At 45.1% G+C, this 23,041-nt stretch carries 21 protein-coding genes and 2 tRNA genes; 19 read left to right on the top strand and 4 right to left on the bottom strand.

Annotated features, from left to right (window positions below):
- The first annotated feature begins 148 nt into the window (after positions 1–148).
- From surE to modB, 12 genes are all read left to right on the top strand, one after another.
- The gene (gene surE, locus BTW00_RS03860) at positions 149–994 is read left to right on the top strand and encodes a 5'/3'-nucleotidase SurE (protein ID WP_075106315.1); all 846 of its coding nucleotides are present in this window, start codon (positions 149–151) and stop codon (positions 992–994) included.
- A 183-nt stretch (positions 995–1,177) separates the two neighbouring features.
- A complete protein-coding gene (locus BTW00_RS03855; RefSeq protein ID WP_075106314.1) occupies positions 1,178–1,966 on the top strand; it encodes a peptidoglycan DD-metalloendopeptidase family protein in 789 nt (262 codons plus the stop codon).
- 68 nt (positions 1,967–2,034) lie between these two features.
- Positions 2,035–3,333 carry a lytic murein transglycosylase gene (locus tag BTW00_RS03850; protein ID WP_075106313.1) on the top strand — a complete coding sequence of 433 codons (1,299 nt, stop codon included), beginning with the start codon at positions 2,035–2,037 and terminating at the stop codon, positions 3,331–3,333.
- A gap of 355 nt (positions 3,334–3,688) precedes the next feature.
- Positions 3,689–4,984 carry a gephyrin-like molybdotransferase Glp gene (gene glp / locus BTW00_RS03845; RefSeq protein WP_075106312.1) on the top strand — a complete coding sequence of 432 codons (1,296 nt, stop codon included), beginning with the start codon at positions 3,689–3,691 and terminating at the stop codon, positions 4,982–4,984.
- A 122-nt stretch (positions 4,985–5,106) separates the two neighbouring features.
- Complete coding sequence (gene moaA, locus BTW00_RS03840) at positions 5,107–6,207, top strand: GTP 3',8-cyclase MoaA (protein ID WP_075106311.1); 1,101 nt, start codon at positions 5,107–5,109, stop codon at positions 6,205–6,207.
- A gap of 111 nt (positions 6,208–6,318) precedes the next feature.
- Positions 6,319–6,849, top strand: a complete 531-nt coding sequence (gene moaB, locus BTW00_RS03835) for a molybdenum cofactor biosynthesis protein B (protein WP_075106310.1) — start codon at positions 6,319–6,321, stop codon at positions 6,847–6,849.
- A gap of 71 nt (positions 6,850–6,920) precedes the next feature.
- Positions 6,921–7,622 carry a molybdenum cofactor guanylyltransferase gene (locus tag BTW00_RS03830; protein ID WP_075106389.1) on the top strand — a complete coding sequence of 234 codons (702 nt, stop codon included), beginning with the start codon at positions 6,921–6,923 and terminating at the stop codon, positions 7,620–7,622.
- Positions 7,623–7,664: 42 nt separating this feature from the next.
- Positions 7,665–8,171 (top strand): cyclic pyranopterin monophosphate synthase MoaC, encoded by a 507-nt coding sequence (moaC, locus tag BTW00_RS03825; protein WP_058025076.1) that lies wholly within the window; start codon positions 7,665–7,667, stop codon positions 8,169–8,171.
- Between the two features lie 74 nt (positions 8,172–8,245).
- Positions 8,246–8,527 carry a MoaD/ThiS family protein gene (locus BTW00_RS03820; RefSeq protein ID WP_075106309.1) on the top strand — a complete coding sequence of 94 codons (282 nt, stop codon included), beginning with the start codon at positions 8,246–8,248 and terminating at the stop codon, positions 8,525–8,527.
- A gap of 53 nt (positions 8,528–8,580) precedes the next feature.
- Positions 8,581–9,072, top strand: coding sequence for a molybdenum cofactor biosynthesis protein MoaE (locus BTW00_RS03815; protein WP_075106308.1), 492 nt, complete (start codon positions 8,581–8,583; stop codon positions 9,070–9,072).
- The gene (gene modA / locus BTW00_RS03810) at positions 9,065–9,907 is read left to right on the top strand and encodes a molybdate ABC transporter substrate-binding protein (RefSeq protein WP_075106307.1); all 843 of its coding nucleotides are present in this window, start codon (positions 9,065–9,067) and stop codon (positions 9,905–9,907) included. The genes BTW00_RS03815 and modA overlap by 8 nt, the downstream gene beginning before the upstream one ends.
- 46 nt (positions 9,908–9,953) lie before the next feature.
- Complete coding sequence (gene modB / locus BTW00_RS03805; RefSeq protein WP_075106306.1) at positions 9,954–10,655, top strand: molybdate ABC transporter permease subunit; 702 nt, start codon at positions 9,954–9,956, stop codon at positions 10,653–10,655.
- Between the two features lie 184 nt (positions 10,656–10,839).
- On the opposite strand, the gene BTW00_RS03800 is transcribed toward modB, so the two are convergent.
- Positions 10,840–10,916, bottom strand: a tRNA-Asp gene (locus BTW00_RS03800).
- Positions 10,917–10,953: 37 nt separating this feature from the next.
- Positions 10,954–11,029, bottom strand: a tRNA-Val gene (locus BTW00_RS03795).
- 531 nt (positions 11,030–11,560) lie between these two features.
- On the opposite strand from BTW00_RS03795, the gene BTW00_RS03790 reads away from it, so the two are divergent.
- The 7 genes from BTW00_RS03790 (at position 11,561) to BTW00_RS03760 (ending at position 21,806) form a co-directional block, all read left to right on the top strand.
- Positions 11,561–13,090 (top strand): cardiolipin synthase, encoded by a 1,530-nt coding sequence (locus tag BTW00_RS03790; protein ID WP_256713993.1) that lies wholly within the window; start codon positions 11,561–11,563, stop codon positions 13,088–13,090.
- Between the two features lie 109 nt (positions 13,091–13,199).
- A complete protein-coding gene (locus BTW00_RS03785) occupies positions 13,200–14,696 on the top strand; it encodes a tetratricopeptide repeat protein (protein ID WP_075106304.1) in 1,497 nt (498 codons plus the stop codon).
- 119 nt (positions 14,697–14,815) lie between these two features.
- Positions 14,816–16,399, top strand: coding sequence for a 3-deoxy-D-manno-octulosonic acid transferase (locus tag BTW00_RS03780; RefSeq protein WP_075106303.1), 1,584 nt, complete (start codon positions 14,816–14,818; stop codon positions 16,397–16,399).
- The gene (locus BTW00_RS03775; protein ID WP_075106302.1) at positions 16,396–17,118 is read left to right on the top strand and encodes a 16S rRNA (uracil(1498)-N(3))-methyltransferase; all 723 of its coding nucleotides are present in this window, start codon (positions 16,396–16,398) and stop codon (positions 17,116–17,118) included. The genes BTW00_RS03780 and BTW00_RS03775 overlap by 4 nt, the downstream gene beginning before the upstream one ends.
- A 276-nt stretch (positions 17,119–17,394) precedes the next feature.
- Positions 17,395–18,528: an extracellular solute-binding protein gene (locus BTW00_RS03770; protein WP_075106301.1), complete on the top strand. Its 1,134-nt coding sequence runs from the start codon at positions 17,395–17,397 to the stop codon at positions 18,526–18,528.
- Between the two features lie 161 nt (positions 18,529–18,689).
- Complete coding sequence (locus BTW00_RS03765) at positions 18,690–20,366, top strand: iron ABC transporter permease (protein ID WP_075106300.1); 1,677 nt, start codon at positions 18,690–18,692, stop codon at positions 20,364–20,366.
- 354 nt (positions 20,367–20,720) lie between these two features.
- A complete protein-coding gene (locus BTW00_RS03760; protein WP_256714001.1) occupies positions 20,721–21,806 on the top strand; it encodes an ABC transporter ATP-binding protein in 1,086 nt (361 codons plus the stop codon).
- Positions 21,807–21,839: 33 nt separating this feature from the next.
- On the opposite strand, the gene BTW00_RS03755 is transcribed toward BTW00_RS03760, so the two are convergent.
- A complete protein-coding gene (locus BTW00_RS03755; protein ID WP_075106299.1) occupies positions 21,840–22,691 on the bottom strand; it encodes a methyltransferase domain-containing protein in 852 nt (283 codons plus the stop codon).
- A gap of 56 nt (positions 22,692–22,747) precedes the next feature.
- A complete protein-coding gene (locus BTW00_RS03750) occupies positions 22,748–23,029 on the bottom strand; it encodes a hypothetical protein (protein ID WP_058025545.1) in 282 nt (93 codons plus the stop codon).
- Between the last annotated feature and the right edge of the window lie 12 nt (positions 23,030–23,041).

Raw genomic sequence — 23,041 nt, 5'->3', positions numbered from 1 at the left:
CTGATATCACAAGGCTTTCAAGAGTAATCGCCAAATTTTTTATTTTATATACTAGCCTTTGGTTGCTATTTTTATACGAATAAAGATATGGTACGGTAGCAAAAATTTCTACTAGAAAGACGGTTTGACACAAACATACTGAGCTGACATGAAGATTTTAATTAGTAATGATGATGGGGTGTATGCGCCAGGATTATTGGCACTGTCTCAAGCACTATCGACCATCGGTGAGGTTGTGGTAGTCGCACCAAACGAGGAGCAGAGTGGCTATGCTAGTGCATTGAGTGTATCAAAGCCATTGCATACGCATCAATTGCCATCGGGATTTATAGCGGTTAATGGTTCACCAGCTGATTGTGTCCATCTGGCGCTGCATGAGCTATACCGTGACGTGGATTTTGACTGTGTCATTACAGGTATCAATTCAGGTGCAAACTTAGGACAGGACGTAATGTTTTCTGGTACCTTTGGCGCGGCATTGACCGCGCAGTTATTGGGCATACCTGCTATTGCCACGTCTTTGGTAGGTGGCGGCGTAAAAAATGGCGGACAAGAATCAGCCAGTGATTATCAAGTGGCGGCAAATGAAATTGTCAAATTGCTCACTGATACCTCGATCTTAGAGTTTCTCAAAAGTTTGCCCTATCATGTATTAAACGTTAATATTCCTGATATGGATAGCAGCAGTGATATCAAAGGGCGAAAGGTTACCTCATTAGGACACAAGCAGATCGCCGAGCCAGTGCGTCATATGATTGACCCGCGCGGCCGAGATGCGTACTGGCTGTCTCTACGAAAATGTAAAAACAGCAAGCACAAAAATGAGCGACCCTTAGACAGTTCAGCTAAATCAACCAATCAAAAAAATGTTGTATTAACATCGGGCATGACGGATGATCAAGCAGTGGCGGGAGGATACATCAGTTTGTCGCCAGTACGTCTACATCATACCCCAGCACGGGCATTGGATAAGCTTTTGGCACTAGATTTATAAGTTCGATAGGATATGATTATCAATGACATAGGTGATAATCACCATATCGCTTGCTGTACGAGTGATATAAATCATCTGCTAGATCGCTAATTGTAGTAACAATATCTGGAGGCTTTTGAGTGATATCAAGCGCTTTTGGATGATAAAACAATAGATAAGCAACACAAAGAACAGGAACCTTGTATGAAAAGAATCATGACCGGATCGCACCTTGCTAAGGCGGCGTTGATTGGCACTATGGCAGTTGCTACCTTGTCTGTAGTCGGCTGTGCAACCAAGCCTACTTATCAATCACCAAACCAAGTAGGTCCTAAGATTATTACCAACGCACAAGGCGTCCCTAACTACCATCGCGTACAACGTGGCGATACGGTCAGCCAAATTGCGGCGCGCTATCGTCTTAACTATCGTCAGATTGGCGCACTAAATAATCTGGACAGTAAATATACGATTTATAGTGGGCAATGGCTCAAACTATGGCAGGGCGGTGCAGCGACCACAGCGAGTAACAACAGCTATAGCATACCAGCACAGTCGCAACCAACTTATACCCCACCTGTAACCCAGTCTCGAACGCCAGCATACGAGGCAACTGCCAATTCGACCTCTGGTTATGATTATCCTACTCGCAATCCAGTGACGCGTAACATTGATCCAGCGGCGGGCAATATGGGCATGTGGTTTGCTGGTAATGTCGGTGATCCAGTACTTGCTAGCCAATCAGGAACGGTGCTTTACTCAGGCAACGGTCTACCAGAATATGGCAACTTGATTATGATCCGCCATAGTGATGATTACATCACGGCCTACGCACACAATAGCCAATTGCTGGTAAAAGAAGGGGATACGGTACAGCGTGGCCAGCGTATCGCGACGATGGGTAGCAGTGGTCAGACCAATCAAGTGGGGCTGGAGTTCCAAGTTCGCTTAAATGGCAATCCGATTGATCCACGTACGGTACTTGGACGTTAGTATTCAGCCATGTCGCTGATGGCTGGGCGGCTTTGGTCCATTTTATTTATTTATGTTTGAGACTTTTTATGAGATTAAAAAAACAGTACCTCACCCTGATGCCAGCGCTCGTGATGGTTGGGTGTACAAGCCAACAAGCGATGCAAAAAAAACCGGTGCGCCAAGGCGGCGTTGAGATCACGCAGACCCAAACGGTGCAGGTCAAGCCAACACCAGCGCCAGTTATTAAGCCGCAGCCCGCCCCAAAGCCAAGCTATAGCAGTTTTTCTGATTGGAAGTCAGACTTTTCTATGCGTGCAATATCTTCAGGCTATGATGCGGGAGTCATTGGCCGATTACTCGATTCCGCTTATCTGAATCAGCAAGTTATCTCATTAGACTCAGGACAGCCTGAGTTTTCTAAGATGCCATGGGAGTATGTGGACTCTGCTGTCTCTAGTGGGCGTGTGAGCGTAGGTAAGCGCAAGTTTGCAGAGCAGCGTGCGTTTTTGTCTCAATTAGAATCGCAGTATGGTGTTGATGCAGAGATTGTCGCAGCGATATGGGGTATGGAGTCGTCATATGGCGCGGTCACAGGTAACAGTGATTTGCCAAGCTCGCTTGCCAGTCTGGCCTACGATGGTCGTCGTCAAGAATTTGCAGAAGCTCAGCTATTATCCTTAGCGACGCTACTCCAGCGTGGCGACGTATCATGGTCGCAATTAGATGGTTCTTGGGCAGGCGGCATGGGACAAACGCAGTTTATTCCTGAGACTTGGCTCAAGCAAGGCGTTGATGGTGATGGCAACGGTCACCGTAACCCTTGGGCCACAGGTGATGCACTCGCTTCTACTGCCAACTATCTGAGCAACTCAGGCTGGGTGCGCGGTCTAGCACCTTTTTATGAGGCGACTGTACCTGCTTCGTTTGATTATTCACTGATGGGGAGTAAGCAACCTGCAGCCAGATGGGCGGCGATGGGTGTCGATACGATAGATGACGTCTATTTAGATGCCAATACTCAGATGGAGCTATGGTTGCCAGCTGGTAAAGATGGTCCCGTATTGCTGCTAAGCCAAAACTTTGATGTTATCAAGGTTTACAATAACTCGTCGAGTTATGCGCTAGGGGTGAGCCTATTGGGCAAAACGATTGATGGACAAAGTGGTCTGCGAAAATCATGGCCCCGCTATGAGCGTCCGTTATCAACCACGCAAGTGACCAACTTACAGCGCCGTCTGACGAGTATGGGTTACGATACCAAAGGTGCTGATGGTATCGTGGGCACCAATACTCGTATGGCATTTCAGCGCTGGCAAGCAGATAATGGGCAAACGCCAGATGGATTCATCACTCAAAATAGCGCCTCTTCATTGGCTGGCTGGTGAGGTAAGCTGACGGTATTTATACACCGTATGAAGGTCACGATTCATAATGGCTTTTAGCTATTATAAATCAGTCATTAATCATCAATTAAGCATGTTACCTTGCTCTACAAAAAGCACCTTGCCAAGGTGCTTTTTTTGCCTCAGGCTATGTCTGATTTTGCTGAAATTTATTGAATGAATAAATATTGTGATAATCATCAAATATTTGAGTTGGCTTGATCTCGCAATCTTCAAAACTTATCAGGACAAGGTTAATACAACAAAATCGATACTGTGAATGATAGACTCTAAGGACAGCTTTTAATAATAAAGATTCAATCACAAATAATGAGAACGATCAAAAGAGCATACCTTTATGATTACTATGGAAGAATTACAAGCGGCAATAAAGCTGCGTATCAATGATTATAATAATACTGACTTCCCGCTTCCCAACAGAGCCGTCAATATCTGCGATCTATTAGACAGTCGTAACCACATACTCGCGCAAGATATTGCATCACCTTTTGATGTGCCAAGACAGAATCTATCTGCTATGGATGGTTATGCCATTGCAAAAGGAAGTGAGCTGTCAGAAGGCAAGACGATTGAAATCATTGGTGAGTCTCAAGCAGGCAGTGCCTATGCTGGTGAGACAAAAGCAGGGCAGGGTGTGCGTATTTTTACTGGCGCGGTCATCCCTGACTGTTGTGATACGGTCATCATGCAAGAGAATACCAACTTTGCTGATATCAAAGCGACCATTGATAAGACTCAGCCGTACAGCATCACTCTCACGCAAACGGCCGAAACCAACGATAATATCCGTGCGCAAGGCGAAGAGGTTGAGTCTGGCGAGGCTGTGCTAAAGATAGGAAAACGAATTAATCCTGCCGATATCAGCTTGCTGGCAAATTTAGGTATCAGCGAAGTGAGAGTGTTTCAACCACTCGTCGTCGGTGTGCTCGCGACAGGCGATGAGCTCGTCGCTATTGGCGATGAGCTGGAACATCTAGCCCAAATATATAATTCAAACACCCCAACGCTCAAAAGCTTACTGTCGGATTTACCTATAATCATTCGTGACTATGGCATCATTCCTGATGATTTGGATAAGACGACAGCTGCGGTCAACGAAGCCATGCAAGACTGTGATGTGCTCATATCGACAGCAGGCGTCTCAGTCGGCGATTATGATTTTCTGACGACGGTGATCGAAACGCTTGGGCAAATCAACCACTATAAAGTGGCGATGAAACCTGGTAAGCCTTTCGTATTTGGCGAGTTAAATAAAAATCTCGATAAGCCCGTATTGTATTTTGGTCTACCGGGTAATCCGCTCTCCACAGTTGTGGGCGCGCTACAGTTTGTGATACCCGCATTATGGCAGATGTCAGGTGCGAGTGTGTCCGAGCAGCCGATGCCGCTAACGATCAACGCTAAACTCACAAATGACATCAAAAAGTTCCCGGGCCGCAAAGACTTTCAGCGCGGCGTATTGTCACAAGATGAGGCGGGTCATTACCAAGTGGAATGTTTTTTGAGTCAACAATCACACAGAATAAAACAGCTGAGCCGCGCCAATTGCTTTATTGTATTAGACAAAGACAGTGGCAACGTAGTATCTGGTGGTGAGGTTACGGTGCAGCCGTTTCCTTGGTTGCATCGCTAATTCACCGTTTGCCAATCTGCTATAAAACGATGGAACGAAATTAAAAAGCAATCTAGCAATAGGATGCTAAACACGAATAATAAAGTAACGCTTATGGCAAGCAATACTGATGGCAGTAATATATGAATGACAACAATCTCAAAATAGACAGCCCAAAACTGTATTCTCCTGCGTCAGCACCTGTGCTGTCTGACAGCTATATACCGTCTAATTTAGTGATGCCGATTGATCAGGCAACCCAAATCCATCAGCCTTTAACGGATGGGTTTGCACGGCGTCTGACGTATCTGCGCCTATCTATTACGGATTTTTGTAATTTTCGCTGTGAGTACTGTTTGCCAAATGGTTATCAAGGCAAACGTCCTGATGATGAGTTGAGCGTTTCTGAAATTGCGACATTGGTACGCGGTTTTGCCCAAGTAGGTACCAAAAAAGTGAGAATTACAGGCGGTGAGCCATCCATTCGCCGTGATGTTGTCGAAATTATCGAAACGATCAAGCAAACGGACGGTATTGAAACAGTGGCGATGACCAGTAATGCTTATAAGTTGGGTAAACACTTAGCCAGCTGGCAAGCGGCTGGACTTGATCAGCTCAATATCAGTATGGACAGCTTCGATGCGGCCACTTTTCACAAAATGACAGGTTTTGATACTTTACCGCAGATACTGGCAGATATGGATACCTTGCTAGAAACGACGGATATCAAACTCAAAATAAACAGCGTCTTGATGGCAGAGACTGCCTTTGAAAACCTGATTGCCGCGATCGACTACGTCAAAGACAGGCAAGTAACGTATCGTTTTATTGAGTTTATGCAGACCAGTGACAATAGCGACTTATTTTTTGCCCAACATGCTCAGTCTGATATCATCACGGATTATTTGTTAGACCATGGTTGGCAGCCACACGAGCGTGGCAGTGCCGATGGTCCAGCGGTCGAGTACAGTCACCCTGATTATGTCGGCCGTATTGGTATGATTGCCCCTTATGCGGCGCACTTTTGTGATACTTGTAACCGCTTGCGAGTCAGTAGTCAGGGCAAGGTGCATCTGTGCTTATTTGACCAAGGTAATTACGATATTCGTCCATACTTACAACAAAACGATATCCAAGGACTGGTAAACACTTTACATAGCTTTATGCCGATTAAGCCTGAGCATCATCATCTGCATGACTCGAACAGTGGTATCATGCACAATCTCTCGATCATCGGTGGTTAAGGCATTCTGAGTCTCTAATTCTGATGATAACTGATGCTGTTTTTGCTATCGCTTTTCTGACATAAGCTTTTTTTAATACATTTATAAAATTATATCTATAAAGGATCTTTTATGAGTAAGCCTGCTGCACTATTTACCCCTCTTAATATTGCGGTATTGACTGTTTCTGATAGTCGTACGCTGGCAGAAGACACGTCAGGTCAATATCTAGCCGATAGCTTGACCGAGGCTGGACATCATTTGGCAGACCGTCAGCTGATCACTGATGATATCTATCAGATTAGAGCGGTCATTAGTGGCTGGATTGCCAGTCCAGACGTGCACGCGGTCATCACAACAGGTGGTACAGGGTTCTTTATTAGAGATAGCATGCCAGAAGCTGTCAGCGTACTATTTGATAAGTCGATTGATGGTTTTGGTGAGATGTTCCGTTTGATCTCAAAAGACGAGATTGGTATGTCTACGGTGCAATCGCGGGCAGTGGCTGGTATGGCCAATGGTACCGGTATCTTTTGTCTACCAGGTTCATCTGGCGCGTGCCGTACAGGGTGGGAAAATATCCTAAAAGAGCAGTTTGATAGCCGTACTCGTCCGTGTAACTTTGTGCCGCATTTTTTGGCACAAAACCCCAGTCATGACTGATTTATAAATGATTGATGATAAATGATTAAACCATAACGGCTATTTAACCAAAAATGACAGGCAATGGCATAATGATGGGTTGCTCAAACAGTTCGGACAATTTGGCAGGGGTAGTTATTTTAGCTGGCGGAGCATCCAAACGTATGGGAACACCAAAGGCGACGCTCACTCTGCCGACAGGTGAGCAGCTGCTAAATTATCATGTTCGTCATGCCAGCGAGTTGCAAGTTCCTATTTTGATTGCGGATAATGGACGAGGCTTTTATGTTGATTCAGATGCTACTTTGAACAAACCCAGTTCGCCCGTTATGCCTATTGCTGACTACGTTTCTGATTTTGGCGCGGATAATGATGAGCAGATTCGTACAGGCGGTGCGTTGGTTGCTATCGAATCAGCATTGCAAACATTGACTGGCTCGAATAATCTGTTTACAACTAACAATCAGCGCGCATCGTGGCTACTGGTGATGAGTTGTGACAGCTTAATACCCGCCACTGATCTATGGCAGAAATTGCAACAAGCGATTAATACAGCGGCTAATAAGCGCGTCATTTGCTTAAAAGATAACAGTCATTTATATCCGTTACTAGGGCTTTATCATTTAGCTATTGAACCCGATTTGAAAGCTTATATTGATAGTGGTCAGCGCCGAGTCATGCACTTTATTCAGCCGATGGTGCGGACTGTACCATTTACTCAGGACTGGCAGCATTTGACCAATTTTAATACGCCTCAAGAGTTTGAACAGGCGTGTGCCGCGCTACCAAAATAATAAAAATACTAATAAAGAGATTACTAAGAAGAGGCGATATCAATGAGTAACAGCGTGCAAACAAATCATCAATCTGCTTTATCACACTTAGATGGTAATGGTGACATCACGATGGTTGATGTCAGTGGCAAGACCGCAACGACGCGAGAAGCGAACGCGACTGGGCAAGTTCGTTTTCCGAGCGAGATTTATGCGCAGATCAAAGCGGCTGATGGGATGACCAAAAAAGGCAGCATTACGCAAACGGCACATATTGCCGGTATTATGGCTGCCAAACGCACGCATGATATGATACCGCTTTGTCATCCGCTGCCGCTAGATAAGATCGGCCTCACCTTTGTGTATAATGATGCGCTGAGCAGTATCACCGTCAGTGCTGTAGTCAAAGTCACGCACAAAACGGGGGTTGAGATGGAAGCGCTAACCGCCGTGAGCGTTGCCTGCTTGACCATCTATGATATGACTAAAGCATTATCACATGACATCGTTATAAATGATATTCACCTGATTAAAAAAACAGGTGGCAAGTCAGATTATCGCCATGCTTAGCGTAAAAAGTATCATTAAAGTACAGAGATATATCGCATATTAAGCAAGGACGCTTGCAAAGAAAGGAGAAGTTTATGAGTGCTATTGAGACAAAAGCTGCTATCGGATCAACGATGGATATCAATGTCATGTATTTTGCCAGTTTGGCGGATGAGGCCAACTGTCAGCAAGAGACTGTGAAATTACCCCAAGATACCTCATTGACTGAACTGTACGAACAGCTTAGTCAAAAGCATCGTTTTAGTCGTCCGCAAGCAGAGCTACGGGTGGCAGTGAACGATTACTTCGCTAAATGGACAGATCAAATCAATGACGGCGATAGCGTAGTATTTATCACGCCAGTCGCTGGTGGTTAGGTATATATTTATAAGCGGCTATAGCGCCACAATTAGTGTAAATAGAGAAAAAAATGACAGATAACATCCATAACCATTCAATGACCATCAAACGTAGTACCGATGAAGCGTATCTTATTGCTGAGCGCGACGGTTTTGCGTTACTCGATATTGCAATTGACGAAAATAAGCTCAAAAGTACGTTAGACAATGACAGCTGCGGTGCGTTTGTTTGCTTTGAAGGGCGAGTGCGCAACCATAACAATGCCACGAGCGTTGAGCGCTTGAGCTACTACGGCTATGAGAATTTGGCGCTAAACCAAGGCCGCGCCATTATAGAAGAAGCCAAAAAGCGTTTTGAGATCACTCACGCTATAGCAATACACCGCATCGGAGCGCTCGAGATTGGTGATGTGGCAGTGTGGGTGGGGGTAGTGTCAGCGCATCGTTATCCAGCATTTGATGCGTGTCGCTGGATATTAGATACCATCAAAGCCGACATTCCTGTCTGGAAGCAAGAATATTACGAAGATGCTTCATCTAAATGGCTCAGCAATAATGGGTAGGTCACTAGCTGCTATTAGTACCTCTGCGTGTTTGCTACTGGCATTAAATGCTTGTACAGCAGATAACAGTACGAATGCAGAATCGGCGACTGCGACAAGTGCTGAGCACCAAACACTACGTATCGCTGCGGCAGCTAACTTATCTGATGTCCTACCTAATATCATTGATAGCTATCAAACAGATAGCAATATGTCGAATCAAGACGACGTAGATATTGAAGTCACTTACGCGTCATCTGGCAAGCTATATGCTCAAATCAAGGCAGGAGCCCCTTATGATATATTCTTGTCTGCCAATCAAGAGTTTCCGGCAAAGCTGTCTGATGACAAGCGTGATAAATCTGTACAACCGTTTACCTATACCAGAGGTCAGCTTGCACTCTATAGTGTCACAAAACCTTTGAATGATTTTACGCCAACATCGCTTCTTGACGCGTTTACAAGTGCTAGTTTCAAAGATGATAGCAAGATTTCTATTGCCAATCCTGAACTCGCTCCTTATGGTGCATCTGCAAAATCCTATCTGCAATCACAAAAGATATATGAAAAATTAAATGCACAGAAAAGCCTGATACAGGCAGAAAATATTGGTCAAGTATTTCAGTACGCCCATACAGGTAGCGTGGATTATGGGTTTGTGGCGCAGTCTCAACTCGTTGCGATAAAAGCCAAACCTGAGCAGTTTATTACTGTGCCGAAAGCATCCTATCCAGCCATCTTACAAGATGGTATCGTTATCAATAATACAGTCCCAGCAGCGGCGTTTACTGATTACTTGCGCTCGGATGCAGGACAACAGCACTTCGCGCAAGCAGGCTACCTGCCCATTCAGTAATCCGTTAGCCTAGACACGCTACCTATAAAACGAGCCGTGACATTATATGATCGACCAGTCTCTTATGTCAGATATGCTCAGTCCATTTTGGGTGAGTATTAAGCTCGCTTCTGTCACGACCTTGTGCTTACTGTTGTTTGCGACCCCTGTTGCTTATTGGCTTGCCAAACCAAGTCAAAAGAAGGCAGTTGGGCGTCTTAAAATTCTGCTTATGGGTATTATTGCTATGCCTCTGGTGCTCCCGCCTACGGTTATTGGCTTTTATTTATTATTACTGCTAAGTCCAAGTATGGGTATCGGTCAATGGCTGATTGAGCACAATATTAGTCCGCTTATTTTTACTTTTGAAGGTCTAGTGGTTGGGTCTATTATTTACTCACTGCCTTTTTATATACAGCCAGTGTATGCACAGTTTTTGCGTATTCCGCAAAGTGTCACGGAAGTCGCGCATCTTTTAGAACCCAGTCGTCTGCGCCGCTTCGTCAAGGTAGCCTTACCGCAAGCGCGCGTGGGTATTATTTTGGGTAGTTTGATAAGTTTTGCTCATACCATTGGTGAGTTTGGTGTGGTGTTAATGATAGGGGGGAGTATCTCAGGTGAGACCAAGGTAGTGTCGATTGCGATATATGAGCAAGTAGAAGCGCTCAACTATGAAGCGGCGCACATGATGTCTGGTATTTTGATTATCATGGGCGTAGTAATGGTGGCGTTGATTGCTAGTGTGAGTCGCATGAGTCAGCGTCCATAGTACTAAAATACCTGCACGTCCGTTGGATGATTATAACTATTGCGAATACAAAATAGATGCTTATCGAGAGGTAGTTATATTAGAAGGAACATAGACAAAAAACGCAGACACAAAAAAACCCCAAACAATGTAATGTTTGGGGCGAAACTTGCTTAAACTTAATCGTTTAAATTCGTTTTAAATATGGCGCAGCGGACGGGACTCGAACCCGCGACCCCCGGCGTGACAGGCCGGTATTCTAACCAACTGAACTACCGCTGCTTAGGTCTCTTAGCTTGTTTAGCCACTTGCTAAGAAGTGGTGGGTGATGACGGATTCGAACCGCCGACATTCTGCGTGTAAGGCAGACGCTCTACCAACTGAGCTAATCACCCTGAGCGAGGAGCAAACGAAACACTGCTTCGTCCGAGCGAAAGAGAATTTACATTTTTGTAAATTCTAGAAGCTCAGTACCCAATATAAGGTATAACTTCTACTACAAGAGAGATTCTTTAAATAGAATTTCTGTATTGCTTCATTAACATTAGCTGTCACACTCAATGTTAACTTAATCAGCTGAGCTTATCCAAGTAAGTACCCTTGCTGTGGGTGTGTATTATATAGATTTACACTTGGCTGTCAAATGTTATTTTAACTATTTTATGAAATAATCGGAAATAAATTTTTAATGGTATTAAAAACAGTAATATATGGTAGATACTTACTTGTATTTTTTAGAGGCAGGTTATGATTGTTAGCAGTTGTTTGACAGCGAAAAGCTACTATACTACGGATACTTTGTTTTTTGAGCATGATTGAGGGAGGCCAGCATAGATATTTTTACGATTGGGCAGATCTTTACTAACTGGACGTGGGGAGAGTACGCAGGTCTAGGTCTGATATTTCATATTATGCTGATGATTGTTATGACGTTACGCGTTGTATCAGTGCAGCGTAATATTGGTGTATCCATTGCTTGGATTGCAGTGCTTTATACCGTGCCCGTGTTCGGTCTGTTTGCATACATACTACTAGGTGAGCCGATGATTGGACGACGCTACCGTGAGCGCGTGGATCAAGCAAGCATCATGATGAATGACATGGCACGGCGCGAGCAACTGGTGTTTGATAAAGGACAAGATCTGCTACCCATCAAATACCGCGGTGTGAGCCAAATAGGAACGCGCTGGACAGGGCTAGGAGTATTTTCCGATCATCAAATGCAGTTGTTAACAGATCCTGCATCGATTTTTCAGCGTTTGATAGAGGATATCCACGCCGCACAGCGGACCGTCTTTATGGAGTTTTATATTGTATATCCAAAAGGACAAGTGCTCGATGTGATAGAAGCGTTGTCCATAGCGGCTCAGCGCGGCGTAGAGTGTCACATATTGGCAGATAGCGTAGGCAGTTTTAGTTTTATTAATAGTAGTGCCCATCATAAGTTAGAAAAAGCGGGTGTTTTTGTCCATCAATCGTTGCCAGTAGGTCTATTAAAGACACTATTTAAGCGCTCTGATTTACGTAATCATCGTAAGATGGTGGTCATCGATGAGTATATTGGCTATATCGGTAGCTTTAATTTGGTCGATCCGAGGTTTTTTAAGCAAAATAAAAATGTCGGACAGTGGATTGATGTGGCGATTAGAACCACCAGCCAGCACTCTATTAGTATCAATACCGCCATGGCCAAAGTTATTGTTACTGATATTGGTGCTGAAAATAACGACAATCTCGCTGAGCTACATCAGCGAGTTAACAATTACACGCGTAAATTGTATGTGATGGACCCAACTATCAACGATCTGAATAGTCGAGTAAAGGTGTTGGGTGATACGATTGATTATCACGAGCAGCCAGATATCGGTAGCACTTCAATTGTGATACCGAAGATGCCTGTCGTAGACAAGGTGATAGCACAGCTCATACCGTCAGCACCGCAGCTGACAGCGCATGTGATTTACAATACGTTAGTGACTGTGATTCACCGTGCCAATAAGCGCATACGTATCACCACCCCATACTTTGTACCCGATGAGTCGCTATCAGGTGCACTGACGATAGCGGCAAAGCGCGGCGTTGAGGTGACGATTATTGTCCCTGAAAAAGTCGATTCGTTTTTGGTGCAGCATGCTTCACAAGCTTATTATCAAGAGCTGCTGGATGCTGGCGTGACTATTGCGTTATTTCGAGGGGGGTTGCTACATGCAAAAACCGTGGTTATCGATGATGACTACTGCCTGTTTGGTACGGTCAATATTGATATGCGCAGTTTTTATTTAAATATGGAAGTCAGCTTGGCGATTTATACGCCAGAGATGGTCGCTCAAGTGGCTGAATGTCAAGAAATATATTTACAAAGTTGCCGTATTTTGGGCAATGAAGAGTGGCAGCAGCGCCATGGATCAAAACGCCTATTTGATAATGTTGTACGCTTGTTTAGTCCTTTATTGTAGCACGCTCAATTTTAGGTTAAGGTAACCTGTCCGTGTTTTTTATGCTCATATTTTTAATCATTATCATTGTCTCTATAATCAACTTATCTAAAAAAGGACACGCCTGTCTATGTCTGCCTCGCCCTTAACACCACTCGATTATATTGCAGAAGGCTACTGGAAAGATTTCTTAGCTGGGCGTCCTATCGCAGGTGGTATCGCATATGAGACAGAGCTACATAATTGTGCGCTAGATGAGTCGCTTGAGAGCTTACAGCGTATTGATACACTATTGTCTCAGGTACGCCGTGACATGATAAAAGGCGGTATATGGGACGAGGCGACATTACTGGTCGATGAGCACTATCGCAACTTTATGGTGTTTTTGGCGTTTTATGCAGGTCGGGTATTGGCACAGCAGTGGGAAAACAGACCACGCTGGTATGGGCAGTTTGAGCTACGCAAACGCTATCCTGAGCTGTCATTGATTACCGATGACTTTTATCAGCATATGGCCGCCAGCTATAGGGATGAGGCGTCTAAAGATGCTGCGTCACTATTCTTTCCGCTAGAGGTCATAGGGCTGCGTCTGTTTGGTCATATCGATCGACCGTTTGAAGCGGTACAAGGCGGGCAAGTAGCTGGTGGGTTGTATCAAGCAGTCAGCGCAAGATTGCCAGATTTATCGGATCAAGCGAGTAATCCAGATACTCTTAGTTATTTAAAGACTGAGTCAGCAACGCATAATACGACCCAAAGCATTCATTCAACGATAGATTCGAGTACGACTATCAGTACAAGTCAACCTGCTAGTCATTATGAGGCATCAGAGGACGTACCAGTAAATAATGAATTGGCTGATGTTAATATAGTATCAGCCAATATCGAGCGCCCTTCTGCTGCAACTACTGTATCTAAACCATTAGTGAGTACCGCGCCGCGCCAACCAGAGCTTCAAATAAAACCTGAGCTGACGAAGGTAGAATCGCCAGTTATTAAACCTAAGTCATTTGTGAAAACCCCACCGACACCAGAAATGTTTACACAGCTGCTCATAGATTTAGACGAGATTGAGGTGCCGCAAACAGCAGGCGTGACTGAATATCAGCAAGCTTGCAAAGTCCTCGATCAGTTTGAGCAGCACATTGCCAAGCAGGATAAACCGCGTAGCCAAGTTGTCTTTTCAGACAATCATATAGCAGCAAAAAATAAAGCATTGCTAGCATTACAGGCGGCTGCAGAAGCGGGTAATACGGCTGCCATGCTACGCTTGGCCATGTACGAGTTGCTTGGCGAAGGACTCACGGCAGATGATGAGGAAGCTAAAAAATCTGGCGTGGAATGGGTGAAGCAAGCCGCTAGCAAAAACGACAGCCGTGCCCAGCGTTTACTTAGCAAGCTGTACTATCAAGGTGTTGGTATTCCTCAAGATATAGACAGTGGTAAATACTGGCTAGAGCAAGCGGCAGATAATGGTCATATAGAGGCGGCAAACCTTGTGTCTCAATGGGAACAAGCGCAAGCGCTGATCACGACGCAAAAACAAGAGCAGCACAGTATCAAGCGCTATCAGTTACTGTTTGGTGCAGTGATCGTGGTTGCGGTACTGATACTGATTATCGTCTAATCGCTATTTACTCAGTAAACTTTTAAAAGTTTATGGTTACGCGCTGATTTCAGGTAGAATTGGCGCGTTTTTATATTTACCTTTCTGCTGTTTGATTCATTACTAATCTGGGCTACTCCATGCCATCATCTCATACTCCATCTGACGCCTCGTCCAACTCCACTGATACCATGCTACTAGACAATAAGCCACTAACTGACCGAGCAGTGTATCAGACGCCATTTTATTATCAATTTCTGATCGGTGTGTTAAAGCCGCTATACCGTCTGCAAGTATGGCGGCGCTCTCACAAACGTGACAATTATCAGCAAGAAGTTGCTCAGCGTTTTGGCAAGCAATATCCACCGCGTCCAGCGATTACTGGTCACAGTAATAAAGGTGTGATTTGGTGTCATGCGGTATCGTTGGGTGAGACCAATACGGTTGCACCTTTATTAGACGCATTACTGGCTAGTGGCTATCAGATATGGTTGACCAACACCACGCAGACAGGTTTTGCTCGCGGTGCCAGTAGGTTTGCAGATGCAATCGCTCAAAACCGCATGAGCCACAGTTATGTCCCCGTTGATACTCCTGACGTGATCGAGACATTTTTGACGCACGTACAGCCTATCGCCGCGCTGTTTGTCGAAACTGAACTATGGGCGAATATCTTGACCAAGCTTGCTGAGCATCAGATACCAAGTATCTTAGTCAATGGTCGTCTCTCGGCGTCTTCTTTTAAAAGTTATCAAAAAATCGGTGCGGTGAGTACCAGCATGATGAAAAACCTTGCGCTCATCATTGCGCAAGACAGCGATTCTGCCAAACGCTTTCGTCAATTAGGGGCGGATAGCGCACAGATCCGCGTAGCAGGGTCGCTAAAGTGGGTCATCAATACGCCTAAAATTGATGTGGAAGCTATCGATTCCGATAATTTAGCTGTTGATGCAAAAGATGCAAGTGTGCAGATACCCTCTAAAAAAAATGCGCTGGCAAAGGCGTTAGCGATAGCAGGCCGACCAGTTTGGGTGGCAGCAAGCACTCATAACGGCGAAGAAGAGACGGCGCTATCGTTACATCAGCAGATATTATCGCAGTTATCACTCGCCAATACGTTGCTGATCATCGTGCCCAGACATCCTGAGCGTTTTGATGAAGTCGCAGCATTGATCGAAAAGACTGGTCTAACAATGGCACGGCGCAGTCTTGATGAGGCCATCAATGCAGACACGCAAGTCTATCTGGCGGACAGCATGGGTGAGATGATGACTTGGTATACACTGGCAAATGTTGCATTGGTTGGAGGGTCGCTAGTAGACATAGGCGGACACAATCCCGTTGAACCTGCGAGCGTGGCAACGCCTATTATCATGGGTCGTTACACCCAATCGTGCCAAAGTGTGGTCGATAAACTGGCCGAGGTGGGCGCTTTATATCAACCAAACAATCAGTTTTATCGTCCAATGACGATAAATAGCTCAAATGAATGCGCTAAAAGTACAGTAAATTATCAGTACGGTACTGATAGCACTGATGACATCGCACTTATTTGTCAGCAGCTAGAGGTGTGGTTAAGTGATTTACCATTAGCGACGCACGCAGGACAGGCGGGTGAGACAATAACCGTACAGCAGCAAGCAGTGTTGACTCGTCAGCTTGCGATGATTGAGGACGTTATTGAGCAATATTTTCCTCAAAATTTAGGGCAAGAGATATTATGAATTGTATATTACTGCCCGTTGAAAATTTCTCTGCAAACACGGCAAAGATCAATGACGTGGTGCAAGTCGACCATGTCAATAACATACTGGGCGCAAAAGTTGGTGACACGCTCAAAATTGGGCAGCTAGGTGGCAATCTTGGTACGGCTGTCATTGAGGATATTGCTGCTGATAGTATTCATTTATACGATGTTCAGCTCGGTATTACCCCGCCAGCCAAACTGGATCTAACCGTCGTTTTAGCCTTACCTCGTCCCAAAGTATTGCGGCGTTTGATCATGGATATGACGGCGCTTGGCGTACGCGATATTGTGCTTGTTAACAGCTATCGCACGCAAAAAAGCTATTGGCAAAGTCCGCTGCTTGAGCGTCTTGATGAATTTGTATTAGAAGGGCTGCAACAAGGGGTTGATACGATTGCACCTCGTATTACGCTACAAAAACGTTTTAAGCCATTTGTCGAGGATACGCTTACCAGTTTGGTGAGTAATCGAGCGATCGTTGCACACCCTTATGCTGAGCAGTCATTTTCTGAATTTCGACAATTAGATACAACATTAGAATTGCCCAGTTTGGTCTGCATCGGTGCTGAAGGCGGTTGGATCGATTATGAGATAGCGCTACTCGCCGCACACGGGTGCACGCCATTACATATAGGGCCGCGTATATTGCGTACAGAAGCGGCGGTCAATGTTATGTTAGGGCAATGGCTGCTCTAAATTGGTTTGGTGTTCGTTAATATATTTGCCATTTCCAAGAGTGCGGGAGTACAAAAACACAAGAGCTGTTTTGGGTACAACTTAGCTTTAGAAAATGACTAATAAGCCAAATAATTTCAGCATCTTGGGTTAGATAAATGTATTGATAGTTAATCTCATTTCTATTAGTATGTTGTTTCCATAATTATGGTCCAACAAATCCCAACAATAGGGGCTTTGACCATTTTATCTCACTATTTGTCGTCTCTTTTTTATCGCATTACTATGGGGAAAACCATGCCACTGAACACCATCCGCACTAATCTAGTCACCACCAAGCCTGTATTGTCTGCTGCCATATTTGGCCTGATGTTGGGAATGGTTGGCTGTAGCAATTCTTCTACAACCGAAGACAGCGTGGAGACAGAGACAACAGAGGCTGGTACTGAAACTGAACAGCAAGCAGCTAATGATGACGGTGCGACCAGTGCAGATGGTCAAACAATTACTATTTATTCTTCACGTAATGAGCAGCTGATTAAACCATTGCTAGACCGCTATACTGAACAGACTGGTGTCAAGATTGAACTTGTCACAGACAAAACTGGCCCACTGATGGCGCGCTTGCAAGCCGAAGGTCAAAACACTCCAGCTGACATGCTACTGACGGTGGATGCGGGTAACTTATGGCAAGCGGCTCAGCAGGGTTTACTACAACCAGTAGCGTCGTCTGTGCTAGAGGCCAATGTCCCTGCAAAGTATCGCGATCCAAAAGGTCAATGGACAGGTCTATCACTGCGCGCGCGTACGATTTTTTATGACCCAAGCAAAGTCAGCGCCGATCAATTATCGACTTATGCAGATTTGGCGGATCCAAAGTGGAAAGGCAAACTATGCTTGCGTACTTCTAAAAAGGTCTATAACCAGTCACTTGTGGCCAGCATGATAGAGCATATGGGTGAAGAAAAAACAGAAGCTGTCATCCGTGGTTGGGTTGATAATCTTGCCACTGACGTGTTCAGTGATGATACCGCCATGCTAGAGGCGATTGCTGCTGGTCAGTGTGAAGTTGGTATCGCCAACAGTTATTACTATGGCCGCCTATTAGACGAAAAACCAAACTTCCCTGTGAAAATATTCTGGGCAAACCAAGGCACCACTGGTACACATGTAAACGTTTCAGGCGCGGGCGTGGTTACAGGGTCAGACAATCCAGACGGTACGCTTAAACTGATTGAGTGGTTGTCATCTGATGAGGCGCAAGGTTTGTACGCCAGCTCAGACAAAGAATTCCCAGTCAAAGAAGGGGTGGATGAGTCAGAAATGCTCAGATCTTGGGGCGAGTTCAAAAAAGACGATATCAACGTACAGAAATTTGGTGAGCTACAAACTCAAGCCATTCAAATGATGGACAAAGCGGGTTATAAATAAAAGACTATCATCAAGCAAGATACCAAGCTCAACATCATCGTTTTAAAAGATAATTTGCTAAAATCTGATGATGAAATGTTTAGTCATGAAACAATGACCGTTTTGAGTTTGGTAGGCGCTTAAAAAGTCTCGATGAGTGAGTATGACACGGTAATGATACTATGATCACAACGCCAGATGCGTCTGTTAGCGAGCAAGATCCAATCAGTAGCAGAGCTGATGACAATCAGACGGTCAGTCAAGACTATGCCCTTCGTAAACGTATTATCTCGAAATCAGTCTTAGGGCTGATTTCGTTGTTTATGCTGGTGCCGATTTTGATCGTGTTGTTGTCGTGGACGCAACCAGTCGCCGATATTTGGACACATATGGCAGAATACGTACTGCCGCAAGTGCTCAAAAATACGGCGATTTTACTGTTCATGGTGGCTGTTATATCGGGTACTATCGGTACGGTTCTCGCTTGGGTAACCAGCATGTACCGCTTCCCTGGTCAGCGGTTTTTTTCGTGGGCGCTCATGTTGCCGCTTGCCATACCGGCTTACGTATTGGCATTTGTCACCATTGGTATTGTGGATTTTAGTGGGCCGTTACAGACAGGACTGCGCGATTTTGGTATCACGACAGCGATTCCCTCAATACGCAATGTCTGGGGTGCAGGTTTAGTGTTGTCGCTGGCATTTTATCCTTATGTGTATTTGCTGGCGCGTCAGGCGTTTTTGTCACAAGGTCGGCGGGCGATTGAAGCAGGGCAGATGCTAGGTTTGAGCCGTAGCCGTGTGTTTTTTCGGTTGGCATTACCGCAAGCGCTGCCGTGGATTATCGGTGGCTTATTGCTGGCAAGTATGGAGACATTGGCAGATTTTGGCGCGGTCTCGGTATTCAATGTCGATACGTTTACCACCGCTATTTACAAAGCCTGGTTTGGCTTTTTTAGTTTGACCACAGCGGCTCAGTTAGCAGCGTTGCTCATTGGTGTGATTTTTATTGTAGTACTGTTTGAGCAGTATTGGCAGGCCAAGCGCGGTAGTTCGATTACGCAAGGTAGCAACCAGCGTTTCGACGCCAGTACTCCTGCCAAAATAGGGATGAGCTTGCTGTGTACGTTTGTATTTTTGCTGGCTTTTCTAGTGCCGTTTTTGCAGCTGATTTATTGGACTGCATTGAATTTCCGCCAAGATTTTGATGCGCGCTATATTGATTTTGTGACCAACAGCCTTATGATTGCTAGTATGACCACGCTTTTTATTGCCTTTTTGGCAGTGATTATTGCGTGGATCAAGCGGCAATATCCTGATAAATCGACTAAACTGATGACCACGCTCGCTAATTTAGGCTACGTCGTGCCAGGTACGGTATTGGCAGTGGGTATTTTTATTCCTATTGCGTGGCTAGACAATCAAATGATTGCTTTTGGTATCACCTCGCAGCAGGTGCTCTCAGGCAGTGTGATCGTTATGCTATTGGCATTGTCGACGCGTTTTATGACGGTGAGTTTTCAGCCAGTGGAACGGCAGTTGCAACGATTGACCGTCAATCAAGAGGCCGCAGCGAAACTGCTTAGTGACAGTGCGTACCAGCGTTGGCGTCATGTGATGCTACCAGTGCTTAGTCCTGGGGTACTAACGGCATTGTTAATGGGGTTTGTCGAAGTGATGAAGGAGATGCCGATCACATTGATGACACGCAGGCAGGGCTGGGATACGCTGGCGGTACGCGTGTTTGAAATGACCAGCGAAGGTATGTGGGGGCGGGCAGCATTACCGAGCCTACTGATTGTACTGGTTGGCTTACTTCCTGTTTGGATACTATTGCGTCAAAGTGACAAACAAGGCTAACCGCCATTGCTGCTTATAAATGTGCCATGTTTAATGGTGCTTGACCTAACTTATATTATCATTTTTACTGCTTTATCCAACATTGTATTTACTAATAGCGAACTGGGATTGTCTATGTACACTGATTCAATGAACGACTCATCAGGCGCTCAGTCCGTAAAGAATGGAGCACGTAGTACTCCTGTCAAAAAATCACCAGTCTTGCAAACTCGGACAACCCAGTCTCAATCCAGCAAGCCTGTAGAACAAGCCGATACTGCGCGCCAAGATACTGAGAGCACTATCGCGACCAATCCATATTTTAGTGTACAAAACCTAATTGTCGGCTATGACGATACTATTGTAGTTAATGGCATGTCGTTGATGCTCGAGCAAGGAGAGATTGGTTGCTTCTTGGGCTATAGTGGCTGCGGCAAGACCACGGCATTGCGAGCGATTGCAGGACTGGAGCAAAGCCGCGGCGGTACTATCCATTTAAACAATCAACGTCTAACGGAAAAAACAGCTCGGCACTCTTTTGCCGTGGTACCAGCCAAGCGCGGCATGGGGATGGTGTTTCAAGATTATGCGCTTTTTGGTCATTTGAGCGTGGCAAAAAACATTGCCTTTGGCCTCAATAAATGGTCAGCTGCTGACAAAAAAGCTCGTGTGGCTGAGATGCTAAGCCTGGTCGAACTGACGGAGCATGCGGATAAACGTCCAAATGAGCTGTCCGGTGGTCAGCAGCAGCGTGTGGCACTTGCAAGGGCGCTTGCACCGAAGCCTAAATTACTACTACTTGATGAGCCATTTTCTAATCTGGACGTGGTATTGCGTGAATCCTTGGCAATGAATGTCCGTGATATTCTCAAACGTACCAATACTACTGCAATCTTGGTCACTCATGACCAAAACGAAGCGTTTGCGTTAGCAGATAAAGTCGGGGTAATGGATAAGGGCAGATTGGTACAGTGGGCAACACCAAGCGAGCTGTATCATGAGCCTGTCAGTCCTTTTGTCGCTGAGTTCGTCGGCGAAGGCGCGATGATAGACGGTATCATCAAAGAAGGTCGTGTGGAGACGGCGCTTGGCAATATCTATCGCCGCATGGAAGTCTATGATCAATCAGGACAACCACAGTACTGCGAATATGATTATCCAAATGGTACACCAATCAAAGTGCTCGTGCGTCCTGACGATATCATCCATGATGATGATAGTACGCAGACAGCCTTGGTGATTGGGCGAGTGTTCCGCGGTGCCAACTATTTGTACCGTCTACAGTTAGATGACGGACAGACCATATTATCACTGGTTGCTAGCCATCATAATCATGAAATTGGTTCACATATTGGTATCTTGCCGTTATTGGAGCATGTGGTCGTGTTTGACGAAAAAGAGGTCAATGCCACCACTTGGTCAGAATATGACAGATCATCGAGAGTTGATGAAGACGTTTAGCAGCCTTCACAGCTTTTGAGCGGTTGTCTAAGTTTACCGTTTAGCCAAAATATGCAAATACCGTCCAAGCCATTTGTATGGCTCTAATTGTGAGTAGCGCAGCTCCATCCTTATTACTGCATCTGGATCGTTATGCCCGCCACGCTTGAGCGGTGCATAGTCATGAAATACTCGTAGACCACTGCTACGTACCGTCTGATAGTCATGCGCCTTCAACCAAGACTCCACTTCTTCTTTAGCAACGGGATGATTGGGAGTGAGGCTTTTCTTATTGTCCGCCTTGTAGTCTGTATTATCGAGTAAATTAAAATTTCCCATGATGAGGTTGCGATAATCAAAGCTTGCAGGGTTATAAAAGCACAAAGATAGCGCGCCATCATCGGTTAGATATTGATCAAAGAAGTCCATGACGGAAGCAGGCTCTGCCAACCATTCAAGTAGCGCGTGCGATAGGATCAAATCAAACTTATCGTTTTCTTCTTTACCTAGCGTTTCTTCAAGCGCTTGGTATGGACAGACGTACCATGTAATATCCAGCGCTTGATCGATTTGTTCAGCGTTTGCTTTTGCCTTCTCAAGCATATTTGCTGAGATATCGTTGATGACGACGCTATGACCTTGAGTAGCAAGCTCTATGGCAATTTGTGCAAGCCCTGCACCCACATCTAAGATACGCAGCGGTCGTCCAAGCGCTTCACTCATTTGTGTACTATATTCAACAATATCACGGCGTAATACCGCCAATCGGATTTCACCTTTTAAGCCGCCATAGACCTTTTTTTCAAAATGATCGGCAATGGTATCGAAGCTACGATCTGCTCGTGTGTCTTCTGGTGCGGTGGCTTGGTTTAGGCCAAGTTGGTTGTTTTGATGTTCAGTTGTCATAAGGCGTTCAGATCAATAGAGGAGAGGTTGAGAGCAACAAAAATATCCAGTATAGCCTAGCGTTTCAAACGTCTATTAATGACCCATTTAAAGACGATCTTGGCTAAAACAATAATGACAAATACGACGATAACAAATACCCACATACCGTTGCCTTGTAGGTTTTCTTGATAGGCTTTTGCTAAATATGCTGACAAAGCCATGGCGACTAAAAGTGCTCCCCAACGGACATAGGGTACAGCGCGATTGTTATGGTTAGGAAAACTAGCAACATAATCGCTCGAAAAGCTATATAGCACCATTGCTAAAATCCAAACAATCGCAAGAATGATATCCATAATAAAAGTAGC

The organism is Psychrobacter sp. C 20.9 (assembly GCF_001921765.1).
GTDB lineage: Bacteria > Pseudomonadota > Gammaproteobacteria > Pseudomonadales > Moraxellaceae > Psychrobacter > Psychrobacter piscatorii_B.
Note: the sequence above shows the minus strand (reverse complement) of the source record. Positions and strands in the feature narration are given on the sequence as shown.